This window comes from Jidongwangia harbinensis (assembly GCF_020216025.1).
In the GTDB taxonomy this organism is placed as follows: domain Bacteria; phylum Actinomycetota; class Actinomycetes; order Mycobacteriales; family Micromonosporaceae; genus Actinoplanes; species Actinoplanes harbinensis.
In genome coordinates this window covers 38,874-50,611 of sequence record NZ_JAIWNC010000011.1, presented here as the reverse complement: position 1 = coordinate 50,611, position 11,738 = coordinate 38,874, and the positions used below count along the sequence as shown (strand labels likewise).

Annotated in this window: 12 protein-coding genes; 6 read left to right on the top strand and 6 right to left on the bottom strand. The window is 72.0% G+C overall.

Annotation, left to right across the window (positions count from 1 at the left end):
- Window positions 1-4: 4 nt before the first annotated feature.
- Both LDL48_RS16420 and LDL48_RS16415 read left to right on the top strand, forming a co-directional pair.
- A complete protein-coding gene (locus LDL48_RS16420; RefSeq protein WP_225256000.1) occupies window positions 5-1,000 on the top strand; it encodes a glycosyltransferase family 2 protein in 996 nt (331 codons plus the stop codon).
- Between the two features lie 152 nt (window positions 1,001-1,152).
- Entirely contained in the window at window positions 1,153-3,486 is a 2,334-nt protein-coding gene (locus LDL48_RS16415) for a hypothetical protein (RefSeq protein ID WP_225255999.1), read from the top strand.
- Window positions 3,487-3,833: 347 nt separating this feature from the next.
- Here LDL48_RS16415 and LDL48_RS16410 read toward each other — a convergent pair whose 3' ends face one another.
- Both LDL48_RS16410 and LDL48_RS16405 read right to left on the bottom strand, forming a co-directional pair.
- Window positions 3,834-4,076, bottom strand: a complete 243-nt coding sequence (locus LDL48_RS16410; RefSeq protein ID WP_225255998.1) for a hypothetical protein — start codon at window positions 4,074-4,076, stop codon at window positions 3,834-3,836.
- 86 nt (window positions 4,077-4,162) lie between these two features.
- Window positions 4,163-4,510 carry a hypothetical protein gene (locus tag LDL48_RS16405; protein WP_225255997.1) on the bottom strand — a complete coding sequence of 116 codons (348 nt, stop codon included), beginning with the start codon at window positions 4,508-4,510 and terminating at the stop codon, window positions 4,163-4,165.
- A 370-nt stretch (window positions 4,511-4,880) separates the two neighbouring features.
- Between LDL48_RS16405 and LDL48_RS16400 the strand changes: the two genes are divergently transcribed.
- The 3 genes from LDL48_RS16400 to LDL48_RS16390 all read left to right on the top strand — a co-directional run bounded on the left by LDL48_RS16400 (window position 4,881) and on the right by LDL48_RS16390 (window position 7,428).
- On the top strand, window positions 4,881-5,390 hold the full coding sequence (locus LDL48_RS16400) for a MarR family winged helix-turn-helix transcriptional regulator (protein ID WP_225255996.1): 510 nt from the start codon (window positions 4,881-4,883) through the stop codon (window positions 5,388-5,390).
- Between the two features lie 82 nt (window positions 5,391-5,472).
- Window positions 5,473-6,771: a sensor histidine kinase gene (locus tag LDL48_RS16395; protein ID WP_225255995.1), complete on the top strand. Its 1,299-nt coding sequence runs from the start codon at window positions 5,473-5,475 to the stop codon at window positions 6,769-6,771.
- A 12-nt stretch (window positions 6,772-6,783) separates the two neighbouring features.
- Window positions 6,784-7,428, top strand: coding sequence for a response regulator (locus LDL48_RS16390; RefSeq protein WP_225255994.1), 645 nt, complete (start codon window positions 6,784-6,786; stop codon window positions 7,426-7,428).
- Window positions 7,429-7,431: 3 nt separating this feature from the next.
- Here the strand turns inward: LDL48_RS16390 and crcB are convergent, their stop codons facing one another.
- Together crcB and LDL48_RS16380 are read right to left on the bottom strand one after the other, a co-directional pair.
- Window positions 7,432-7,791: a fluoride efflux transporter CrcB gene (crcB, locus tag LDL48_RS16385; protein ID WP_225255993.1), complete on the bottom strand. Its 360-nt coding sequence runs from the start codon at window positions 7,789-7,791 to the stop codon at window positions 7,432-7,434.
- Window positions 7,788-8,198 (bottom strand): fluoride efflux transporter FluC, encoded by a 411-nt coding sequence (locus LDL48_RS16380; RefSeq protein WP_225255992.1) that lies wholly within the window; start codon window positions 8,196-8,198, stop codon window positions 7,788-7,790. Before LDL48_RS16380 ends, crcB begins: the two co-directional genes overlap by 4 nt.
- A gap of 129 nt (window positions 8,199-8,327) precedes the next feature.
- On the opposite strand from LDL48_RS16380, the gene LDL48_RS16375 reads away from it, so the two are divergent.
- Window positions 8,328-10,154: a hypothetical protein gene (locus tag LDL48_RS16375; protein ID WP_225255991.1), complete on the top strand. Its 1,827-nt coding sequence runs from the start codon at window positions 8,328-8,330 to the stop codon at window positions 10,152-10,154.
- A gap of 46 nt (window positions 10,155-10,200) precedes the next feature.
- Here LDL48_RS16375 and pseI read toward each other — a convergent pair whose 3' ends face one another.
- On the bottom strand, window positions 10,201-11,253 hold the full coding sequence (pseI, locus tag LDL48_RS16370; RefSeq protein ID WP_225255990.1) for a pseudaminic acid synthase: 1,053 nt from the start codon (window positions 11,251-11,253) through the stop codon (window positions 10,201-10,203).
- Window positions 11,250-11,732 carry a GNAT family N-acetyltransferase gene (locus LDL48_RS16365; RefSeq protein ID WP_225255989.1) on the bottom strand — a complete coding sequence of 161 codons (483 nt, stop codon included), beginning with the start codon at window positions 11,730-11,732 and terminating at the stop codon, window positions 11,250-11,252. Before LDL48_RS16365 ends, pseI begins: the two co-directional genes overlap by 4 nt.
- Between the last annotated feature and the right edge of the window lie 6 nt (window positions 11,733-11,738).

The following is an 11,738-nucleotide window of genomic DNA, read 5'->3' as shown; positions in this document are numbered from 1 at the left end:
ACAGATGACCAGCCCCGTGTTGTCCGTTGTCATCCCCATGTACAACGAAGAGCTGGTGATCTCTGCGCTGGTCGAGCGCCTGCGCCCGGTGCTGGACCAGCTCGGCGTCGGGTACGAGGTGGTGGCGGTGGACGACGGGAGCCGGGACGCCACGGCGCAGCTGCTGCTGGACGCCGGTCGCAGCTGGCCGCAGCTCCGCCTGATCCGGTTGCGCAGCAACAGCGGGCATCAGGCCGCGTTGACCGCCGGGATGCAACGCGCCCTCGGCGGATGGATCGTCACCATCGACGCCGACCTGCAGGACCCGCCGGAGGTCATCGCCGACATGCTGGCGCTGGCCCGGGAGCGCGGTCTCGACGTGGTGTACGGCGTGCGGTCCGATCGCAGCACGGACACCGTGTTCAAGCGGCGGACGGCCGGGTTGTACTACCGGGTCATGCGCCGGATCGTCGGTGGCGAGGTGCCCGCTCAGGCGGGTGACTTCCGCCTGATCAGCCGGGACGTGGTCGAGGTGCTGCGGCGGCTGCCCGAGCGGGCGCCGGTCTACCGCCTGCTCGTACCCTCGCTGGGTTTCCCGTCCGGCGAGGTGGCGTACGTCCGGGAGCGCCGGGTGGCCGGCACCACCAAGTACCCGCTGCGCAAGATGGTCGCGCTGGCCTGGGACAGCACCGCGAACTTCACCGCGGCCCCGTTGCGGGTGGCCACCTACCTCGGTCTCACCGCGTTCCTGGTGTGCCTGGCCATGGTGGTCCTCGGCATGGTGGCGTACGCCAACGGCACGGTGATTCCCGGCTGGACGTCACTGTTCCTGGCGGTGTGGCTGCTCGCCGCGGTGCAACTGATCTGCCTGGGCCTGCTCGGCGAGTACGTCAGCCGGATCTACCGGATCGTGCAGAACCGTCCCAGTTTCCACATCGGGTTCGACTCGGCCGCCGAGCCGGTTCAGATGGAGATTCCGAGCCAGCGCACCGCTTCACCGGATCCCCTGTCGATTCCGTGACGACGGCCGCATCAACGGAACGCACCGGGTCCTTGATCGGCCCGGTGTACCGGAGGTTGTACGCTCCGGGCGGCGGTTACTGACCGTTCCCCGACGGACGGCTTCGCCACTTTCCGTGACCACCGCTCCACCAGTTCGCAGATCTGAGGACCGTGACGGCTGCCGACCTGATCGAGCACACCGAGACCGCGCCGGCGCCGGCACCGAAACGGCGGCTGTCGTTCCGGCCGGTGCTCGCGCCGCTGCCGTGGTTGGTGCCGGTGGCCGGGTTGGTGGTCGGGTTGCGCTGGACCGGCGTACCGGCGGCCGACATCGCGATCTACGCCGGGTACCTGGTCGCGTACGTGGCGTTGCCGGGCACCCTGGTGCACCGCCTGTTACGCGGCAGCCGGGGCAACGTGCCGGAGGACGTCGGGTACGGCGCCGCCACCGGGCTGCTCCTGCAGCTGGTGGTCTGGGCGGTGGCCGCCGGTACCGGACAGCAGCAGTTGCTGCGCTGGTGGATTCTGCCGGTGGTGCTGGCGTTCGTCGTGGTCCCGAAGTGGCGCCGGCACTGGCGGGTCACCGACCTGCGGCCGCTGCCGCTGCGCTGGTCGTGGCTGGTGGCGGTGAGCATGCTCCTGCCGGTCGGGACGGCGGTCGGGGTCTGGGTGTCCACCCCGCTGCCGCCGGCCGCCGCGGTCTACTACCCGGACGTGATGTACCACCTGTCGCTGGTGCACGAGATGACCCGCTCGTGGCCGTTCGAGGTGCCGCAGCTGGCCGGGGACACTCTGCGCTACCACTATCTGTCGGACGCCGACATGGCGGCGGCCCACCTGATCAGCGGACTCGATCCGGCGACCATCATGCTGCGGCTGTGGCCGGTTCCGATCGGCGCCATCGCGATCCTGGCGTTCGCGGCGCTCACCCGGGAGGTCACCGGCACCTGGTGGACCGGTCCGCTCGGCGGCGCGGCCGCGGTGGTCGGCCTGCCGCTGGCACTGGGCAACCGGGTGCCCGGTGCGGGTGGCCCGGCGTTCACCTATCTCAGCCCGTCCCAGACGTATGCGCTGCCGGTGCTGGCCCTGTTCGCCGCGATCGCCGTCGACGCGCTGCGCCGGCGGCCGCTGAACGGCGGATGGCTGCTCGTCCCGGTCCTGGCGTTCGCCGCCGCCGGCACCAAGTCCAGCGCGCTGCCGCCGCTCGCCGCCGGGCTGGCGCTCGGGGCCGTGGTGGCGCTGGTCGCCCACCGGCGGATTCCGTGGGCCGTGCTCGGGCTGCTCGTCGCCACGGTCACCGGCATGCTCGCCGGCCTGCGCTTCTTCGCCGGTGGCGGGGCCGGTGTGCTGTCCCTCCAGCCGCTGGCCGTGCTGCGGTTCATGGACCCGTACTCCCGCACCATCGGCGCGTTCGACAGCGTGGACGCCGGCGACACGTTGCTGCCGCTCGGGCTGGTGTACACGAATTCCGAGGGCTGGTGGTTCGTCGCCGGGTTGATCGGCTGGTGGCTGCTGGTGCAGACGCCCCGGTTGCTCGGCTGGTTCGGCATCGGCGCCCGCCGGATCCGGACCGACCCGGTCGGGTGGTTCCTCGGCGGCACGGTGGCGGCCGGAGCCGTCGCCTCCTGGCTGTTCTTCCATCCCGCCGCGAGCCAGGTCTACTTCTACCTCTGCGCTCTGCCGTTCGGCGCGATCCTGACGGTTTGGTTCGCCGCCGATCTGGCGCGCCGCCGGATGACCTTCTTCCTCGGGTTTCTGGCCGGTGTGCTCTGGGTGGTGTACGCCCCCGAGGTGCTGCTGCCGGAGAAGGACTCGTTCGTGGCCTGGCAGGACGCGCTCTACATGCCGGTGGTGCACACCCTGGTCGCGGTGGGCGCGGCGTTCCTGCTGGCCGTCGTGGTGGTGTGCATCGTCCGCCGGGGCTTCCCGGTCCGCCGGCTGGCGCTGGCCGGGATCGCCGCGGTGGCGGCCGCCACGGTCGGCGGCGGGCTGGCCAACAGCGCGGTCGGCCCGGTGGAGCGGATCCAGCAGGTGCTGGCCTGGCCGCCCGGCGCGGAACCGGACAAGCTGATCGGGAAGGCCGAGTCGGCGGCCGCGCTGTGGCTGTTCGAGAACACCGGCCGGGACGACGTGGTGGCCACGAACGTGCACTGCACGCCGGTGTACCGGTTCAAGAACTGCGACTCGCGCGCGTTCTGGGTGTCCGGGCTGGGCGGGCGGCGCACGGTCGTGGAGAGCTGGGGCTACTCCGACGCCACGGTCGCCGCCAACGGGCGGGACGAGCGCAAGTACATGTTGCAGCCGCCGCCGTACCCGTCGGTGCGCGACCAGAACGACAGCGTCTTCGCCGACGCCGACCCGGCCGACCTGGCCTACCTCCGCGAGCGGTACGGGGTGCGCTGGCTGTTCGCGGACAGCCGGGCCGGGCCGGTGTCGCTGCAGCTCACCTACATCGCGACACTCCGGTACCGGTCCGGCCCGGTCTCCATCTACGAGGTGCCCTGACCCGGTCATCCGACCGTGCGGACCACCTTGCCGCGGGTTGCGTCGCTGCGGACGTACATGCTCACCGTCCGTACCTTGAGCTCGGTGAGGCCGTGCTGACCAGGTCCCCGCCGGGGCGGATCAGCGGACCAGCGCGGCCATGCCGGCGTCGTCCGCGCGGACCAGGACCTGGCTGGACCTCGACGAGCGTGATCGTCTACGAACACGTACAGAAGGGTGCCGATGTCAGCAGTCACGAGCAGACAACGACACCCTTCCCTATATCGGTACGGCCGAGTCCTCCACCAGCCCAGAATCAGGACTCAATCAGCTAGCCTGCAGGCCCTCCGGTGTTGCGGACATGTCGGTCAGTCCTGGACCCACAGCACCCACCAGCTACCGGATTGCTCACAGGACCACCGGTCCCAATAGAAGCTCGCGACGCCGTCGGCCCCCACCACGTCGCACAGCCACTTATAGCGGTATTCGCCGGCCCGGTGCCAGATCTCGTCCGCCGTGCTTGTGGCGACGGCGCTCAGCGGCGTGTACGCAGCCGCCGGTGCCGGCGACACGGCGACCTGGGCTACACCGACCACAGCGGCGACGGCCACCCCGGCAGCGAGGTTCCGTACCCGGCGCCGACCTGTCTTTAGCATCTTTTGCTTCCTTCCTACCCATTCCGGTGCGGACATGTCGATCAGAGCCCTCTCTGGACCCACAGCACCCACCGATCGCCGGATTTCTCGCAGGAGAAGTTGGTCCACGCGTAGGGGACGCCCGCGATCCCCGCTTGCTCGCACAGCCACTTGTAACGGTGGTCGCTCTGCCTGTGCCAGATCTCGTCTGCCGTGCGTACAAGGTCGCTACCTGGGACTGCCCGGCTTGTGGCGACGGCGCTCAGCGGCGTGTCCGCAGCCGCCGGTGCCGGCGACACGGCGACCTGGGCTACACCGACCACAGCGGCGACGGCCATCCCGGCGGCGAGGTTCCGTACCCGGCGCCGATCTGGGGCGACGGCCGTTGCCCACATGGTTCGTCGTTGCATGTGTATCTCCCTTTCGATCCGAACGCCCCCGTGCGGGCCGCTCGTGGCGTGGCCAGCGTCTTCGTGGCGGCAGTTGCGAAACGGCCGTTGACGCCGAACAGGATGGGTAGATGGGGGGTCGAGGTCGATCGGCGCTAGTGCTGCGCGAATCATCAGACCGTCGATGTGTTGAAGTACCTGTCTAGCGGCTGACAAGTTGTCTTGCTTCCGATTGGCCTGCTCGGACAATGGGTCGGACAACTGCTGGACAACTCACGGGGTGAATCAGCACCTGACCGCGTCCGGGAGCCGGACGCTCGACCTCGTCCAGCCGCAGCAATTAATTCGAACTCGTAGCACGCTTTGAATTCGAAGCAAGTAGGATCATGTCGTGACCGACGCCACGCCGCCCCTGGACGCCGGGCAGCTCGCCGCCTATCTCGTGCTCAAGGAGGTCAGCAGCCTGCTCCAGCACGCGGTCGAGCAGCAGCTCCGGGCGGACGGTGACCTGAGCGGCACCCAGTTCCAGATCCTGATGCGGCTGTACGACGCGCCGGCCGGAAGCCTGCGGATGACCGACCTGGCGGACGGCCTGGTGCACAGCCGCAGCGGGCTCACCTACCAGGCCGCTCAGCTGGAGAAGGCCGGGCTGATCGCGCGTGCCCCCGGCGAGGACGACGAACGCAGCACCACCGTCACGCTGACCGACGCCGGCCGGGCGCGGCTGGACGCGGTCCTGCCCGGGCACGTCGAGGTGGTGCAGCGGTTGCTGTTGTCCGCGCTGGACCGCCGGGACGTGGCGACGCTCAGCGAGGTGCTGGGCCGGGTCCGCGACCGGATGCGTTCCGCGCCGCCGCGCTCCGCGGCGACCCGGCCGGCCCGCCCGTCCCCGACCGGTTGAGACGCAGGTCGGGTTATCCCTACCCTCGACTGGCCCGCAGGCGGGATCGGAAGGGAGGCGCCCGTTGCCTAGCGTCGATGACATGACCGCCACGTACGCCCCCGCCGCCCCCTCGCCCGTCGTCCGGGTCCTGCGCCAGCTCGTTCGCGACTCGCGGTACGTCCTGCTCGGCTTCCCGCTGGGCCTGCTCGCGGTGGTGCTCACCATGGTCGGGTTCTTCCTCGGCATCGGCCTCACCGTCATCTGGATCGGGCTGCCGGTGCTGATGGTCACGCTGCTGCTGGCCCGCGGCCTGGCCACCGTGGAACGCTTCCGGATCCGCAGCGTGCTGGGCCGCGACGTCCCGCAGCCGCGCTACAAGCAGGTGATCGGGCCCCGCTTCTGGCGCCGGATCTTCCGGCCGTTGTCCGACCCGCAGTGCTGGTTCGACCTGCTGCACGGGATGTTCCGCTTCATCCCCAGCACGATCGCGTTCTCGTTCGTGGTGACCTGGTGGGCCGGCGCGATCGGCGGCCTCACGTTCCCGCTCTGGGACTGGTCGATCTACCGCGGGCCGGACAACACCGACCTGCCGGAACTGATCGGGCTGGGCGACGCCGCGGCCACCCGGATCATCTTCTACCTGGCCGTCGGGGCGTTCTTCGCGGCCACGCTCTACCCGGTGGTGCGGGGGGTCGCGCTGATTGAGGCGGGGTTCGCCCGGGCGCTGCTGAGCACGATCGCCGAACTGCGCCAGCAGGTCGCCGAGGCGCAGGACGAGCGGGACACCGCCCGGGCGCAGAAGGTGGCGGCCGTGTCCGCGGAGGCCACCGCGCTGCGCCGGCTGGAACGCGACATCCACGACGGTCCGCAGCAGCGCCTGGTCCGGCTCGCGATGGACCTGGGCCGTGCCGAGCAGCAGTTCACCACGGACCCGGAGGCGGCCCGGGCGACCGTCGCGGAGGCGCTCACGCAGACCCGCGAGACGCTGGACGAGCTGCGCGCGCTGTCCCGCGGCATCGCCCCGCCGATCCTGGTCGACCGCGGCCTGCGCGCGGCGCTGACCGCGCTGGCCGGGCGCTCCACGGTGCCGGTGGACCTGGACGCGCCGGAGCTGGACCGGATGGAGCCGACCGTGGAGTCGACCGCGTACTTCGTGGTCGCCGAGGCGCTGACCAACGTCGCCAAGCACAGCCACGCCACCGAGGTGCAGGTGAGCCTGCAGCGCTCGATCGACGGTCTGATGATCACCGTGACCGACGACGGGGTGGGCGGCGCCAGCCCGGCGAAGGGGCACGGCCTGGCCGGGCTGATGGACCGGGTTCATGCGGCCGGCGGCGTCCTCAGCGTGGTGAGTCCGGAGGGCGCGGGCACCACGCTCACGGTGGCCCTGCCGGTCTGACACCATGTCGGCATGCGGGTGGTCATAGCGGACGACGCGGTGCTGCTGCGCGAGGGCCTGGTACGCCTGATCGAGGAGAACGGCCACACCGTGGTCGCCGCGGTCGGGGACGGGCCCTCGCTGGTCGACGCGGTGGTGGCGAACCGGCCGGACGTGTCGATCGTGGACGTCCGGATGCCGCCCTCGCACACCGACGAGGGACTCCGTGCGGCGGTCGAGGCCCGCACCCGGGTGCCGGGCAGCCCGGTTCTGGTGCTCTCCCAGTACGTCGAGGTCTCGTACGCCGACGACCTGCTGGCCGACCGCCTCGGCGCGGTCGGTTATCTGCTCAAGGACCGGGTGTCCGAGGTCGCCGAGTTCCTCGACCAGCTCGAGCGGGTGGCCGGCGGCGCCACCGTGCTGGACCCGGACGTGGTCGGCCAGCTGCTGGTCCGCCGGCGCCGTGACGACCCGCTGCGGAACCTCACGCCGCGGGAGCGCGAGGTGCTGGCGTTGATGGCCGAGGGCCGGTCGAACACCTCGATCGCCCGCCGGATGGTGGTCACCGAGGGCGCCGTCGAGAAGCACGTGCGCAACATCTTCACCAAGCTGGACCTGCCGCCGGACGACGAGCAGCACCGGCGCGTGCTCGCCGTGCTCGCCTACCTGCAGGAGTAGGGGTCAGGTCACCGCCTGGGCCAGCAGGATGCCGAGGTACGCGGCGGCCAGGCCGGCCAGGACGCTGCCCAGCACGTTCGCCACGGCGTGCCGGCGGAGTCCCGCGCGGGCCAGCCGCAGCGTCTCGTACCCGAACGTGGAGTACGTGGTGAGGGCGCCGCAGAACCCGGTGCCCACCAGCGTGGCCACCGCCGAGGGTGCGGGCAGTCCGACGAGAAGGCCGAGCATCAGCGAGCCGGCGACGTTGACGGCCAGCGTGCCCCACGGGAAGGCGGACCGTAGCCGGCGCCGGACGGCCAGGTCGGTGAGATAGCGCAGCGGCGCACCGACCGCCGCGCCGAGGGCGACCAGCAGCACGGTCACCGGCGGGCGCCGAGGGCCGACTCGGTGACCGCGGCGCCCAGCCACACCGCGAGCAGTGCGCCGCCCACCGTGGCGCCGAGGTACCCCAGCGCGATCAGCGGTGCGCCGTGCGCGACCGCCTGCTGGACGTCGACGACCGAGGTGGAGAACGTGGTGTAGCCGCCCAGCAGGCCGACGCCGAGGAACGGGCGGATCAGGCGCCGGTCCGGCCACCGGTGGGTCACCAGCGCCATCAGTACGCCGATCAGCAGGCATCCGGAGACGTTGACCGTCCAGGTCGCCCACGGGAAGGCGTCCGGCCGGTGCGGCCAGGCGGTGGCGATCGCGTGCCGGGCCAGAGCGCCGAGCGCGCCACCGGCGGAGACGGCCGCGACGACCGGGCCGGCGTGCGGGCGGGCGGTCGGCATGCGCTCAGGCTAACCGGATGCTGCGGCGCCCCGGTTCGTTCGCTTTTCGTTCAGCGCTGAGATAGGAAGGGTTTCACCACGGACTGTTAGCCTTCGGCGCCGTTACCGGTCTCCAGAGAGGTACTCCCGATGTCGGACCGCTCCGCTGCCCTGTTCTCCACTCCGGGCACGGACTTCGCGGCCGCACTCGCCACCCCGCCGCTGCCCAACCTGCGGCGGATCGGCGGCGAGATGTTCGCCTGGAGCGACCGGGACCCGGAGCGCGGCCCGGCCCTGCCCCGCGGCGCGGTGCTGCGTTTCCTGCTCGGCCAGGTGGGCGGGTCCGGACGCACCGTGCTGGTCGCCGGACCGCACGCCGACGAGCTGGTGGCGTCCCTGGCCGACGCCGGGGCGCAGGTGACCTGGCTGCTGCGCTCGCTGGGCGATGCGGAGCATGCCGCCGCCACCCATCCCGGGATCACCGTCCTGGCCGGCGCGATCGGCAAGCTGGATCCGGGCACCCGGTTCGACCTGGTGGTGGCCGCCGACGGCGTGGACCGGCTGAACTCGGCCGAGGGGGAGCAGCTGCCGGCCGCCGAGCTGATCGACCGGCTGGTGGCGGCGCTCGCCCCGGACGGCGCCCTGGTGCTGACCCACGACAACCTGTTCGGCCTGCAGCACACGGTGCGCCTGGAGCCCGGGCCGCGCCCGGACGCCGCCTGGTATCCGGCCGACGTGCACGACGACCGCCGCCCGGCCTCGCAGGAGCAACTGGCCGCCCGGCTCACCGGGGCGGGCCTCGTGGTGGACGCCGCGTACGCGGCCTTCCCGGACCCGTCCGCCCCCACCGTGCTGGTCGGGTCCGGCCCCCTCGGCGACATGTCGTCGCCGTTGCGGCCGTGGCTCGCCGCGGCGCTGTCCCAGGCCTTCACGGCCGCGTTCCGTCGCCGCCCGGTGCTCACCGATCCCCGCCGGCTGATGGCCCGGGCGCTGCGGGCCGGCGCGGAGGGCACGGTTGCCGCGGCCTGGCTGCTGGTCGCCCGCGCGCCCGGCGCCGGTGCCACCCCGCTCCGGCGCCACGACGTGCTGATCGGCGATGCCGAGGGCACGTACGCCTATGAACTGGTGCGGGACGGCATCGGCGTGCGTACCAGCGTGCTGTGTCCGGCCGAACCGCTGGAGCGGGCCGGACTGCGCCGGATCGCCGAACCGGTGGCCCTCGGCGCGGGCGCCGGGTACCTGCTGGAGGAGCGCCTGCTGCACCTGTGCGCCGGGTACGACCTCCCGGCGCTGCGCACCGAACTGGGCCGCTTCGAGGCGTGGCTGCGCGGGCAGGCGGCGGACGGTGCGCTGACCGGCCCGGCGGCGCTGACCGGCGTGGCGGACGTGCTGGTCACCGAGGCCGGCCCGGTCCGGCTCCCGGCCCGGTGGGAGCCGGTCGAGCCGGTGCCGCTGCGGACCGCCCTGGTCCGCGCGGTGTGGCGGTTCGCGGTGCAACTGATCACCGCGGGGCATCCGCACCCGTGGCCGGTCACCTCCAGCGCCGTGGATCTGACCGCGGTGCTGCTCGGCATGGTCGGCCACCGGATCGACGCCGCGGACGTCCGGGCCGCGGTGCAGCTGGAGGTCGCGGTGGAGACCGCCGATCACCAGCTCGGCCTGGGTGAGCAGGGCGAGCGGGTACGCCACCTGCTGGCCGTCTCGCCGGGCACCGCACCGGTGGACGCCGAGGGCTACCGGGAGCTGACCGAGGCCCTGTGGCGGCAGCGCTACCAGGCCAGCCACCTGCTGGCGATGATGGAGTGGACCGAGCAGATCATCTCGTCCCGGGACAACACGCTCAGCAAGCTCGACTGGGAGATCCAGTTCTACCGGCGCAGCTGGGCCGGGCGGTTCCTCATGGTGGGCCGCACCGGGTACCGGATGCTCCGCCGCGACGGCCGCAAGGTCGTCCGCCGGGTCCTCGGGCGGGGATAGCCACGGGCCGGCGCCGGCCCCGTCGGGACCGGCGCCGGCGCCGGATCTAGATCAGGTCCCAGGTGAGCGGCGTGCCCTTGGCCGCGTCCGCCCGGAAGGTACGGCCGAGCACCGTGCCGATGGTGTCCGGCGCCAGGCCGCCGGTGGGGCGGATCGAGCGGACGTTCTGCTCGGTGAGGACGTCGCCGGCGCGCACGTCGGCGACCACGTACAGCGAGCGCCGGAAGCGCAGGCTCTCCTGCTCGGCCTCGGTCGGGCCGATGTGCGTGGTGCCCAGCGCCTGCCAGGCCCGCTCCGACTCCACCACCAGCGCGGCCAGTTCCTGCGGCTCCAGTGAGAACGCCGAGTCCACGCCGCCGTCGCCGCGGCTCAGCGTGATGTGCTTCTCGATCAGGCAGGCGCCGAACGCGACGCTGGCCACCGGCACGCCGATGCCCAGCGTGTGGTCGCTCAGCCCGATCGGCACCCGGAACGTGTCGGCCAGCACCGGGATGCGGCGCAGGTTGGTCTGCTCCGGCGGCGCCGGGTACGACGCGGTGCAGCTGAGCACGACCAGTTCGGTGCAGCCGGCGCCCTGGGCGGCCTCGACCGCGGCGGCGATCTCCTGCACGCTGGCCATGCCGGTGGAGATGATCAGCGGCTTGCCGGTGCTCGCCGCGAGCCGGACCAGCGGCAGGTCGGTGATCTCCGACGACGCAATCTTGTACAGCGGCGCGTCCAGCTTCTCCAGCAGGTCCACCGCGGTGCGGTCGAACGGGCTGGAGAACGGCGTCAGCCCGTGCCGGCGGGCCCGCTCGAAGATCGGCTCGTGCCACTCCCACGGCGTGTGCGCGCGCTCGAACAGCTGGTAGAGGTACTCGCCGGACCACAGGTCGTGGCCCTTCGAGATCTGGAAGCGCGGGTGCTGCACGTCCACGGTCATCGTGTCGGCGGTGTACGTCTGCAGCTTGATCGCGTGCGCGCCGGCCTCGGCGGCCACGTCCACCAGGGCCAGGGCGGTGTCCAGCGAACCGTTGTGGTTGCCGGACATCTCGGCCACCACGTACGGCCGCTGCCCGATGCCGATGGGGACGCCGTTCACCTGGAACGTGCTGTTCATGCTCTGCCTCTCTCGGTCCACACCACGGTCTGCGGGGTGCCGTCGACCAGTCGTTCGTATCTGCGCGTCTCGCGGAACCCGAAGCGCCGGTGCAGCGCGAGGACCTGCTTGTTGGCGGCGAGAGTCTCCCCGCCGAGTCGTTCCACCTTGAGGTCGTCGAACGCGTAGTCGACCGCCTCCCGCTCCAGCCGCATCCAGGCCGGCAGCAGCGCGTTGCGGGCGGTGAGACCCGCGACGTCGAGGTAGAAACCCCAGGTCGGGACGTCGCCACGGCAGTCGAACATGACCACGCCGCAGGCTTGCCCGTCGTCTTCGAAGATCAGCACGCGCCGGTTCGGGTCCGCGGTGGCCGCCGCCCACCAGGCGGCGTGCTCCTCCGGCGGAATGACGTGGGTGGTCAGGCTCACGCTGCGCACCTCGGGATGGTTGCGCCAGGTGAGCACGGTGTCACGGTCGGCCGCGACAGCAGCACGAAGCACTTCGGA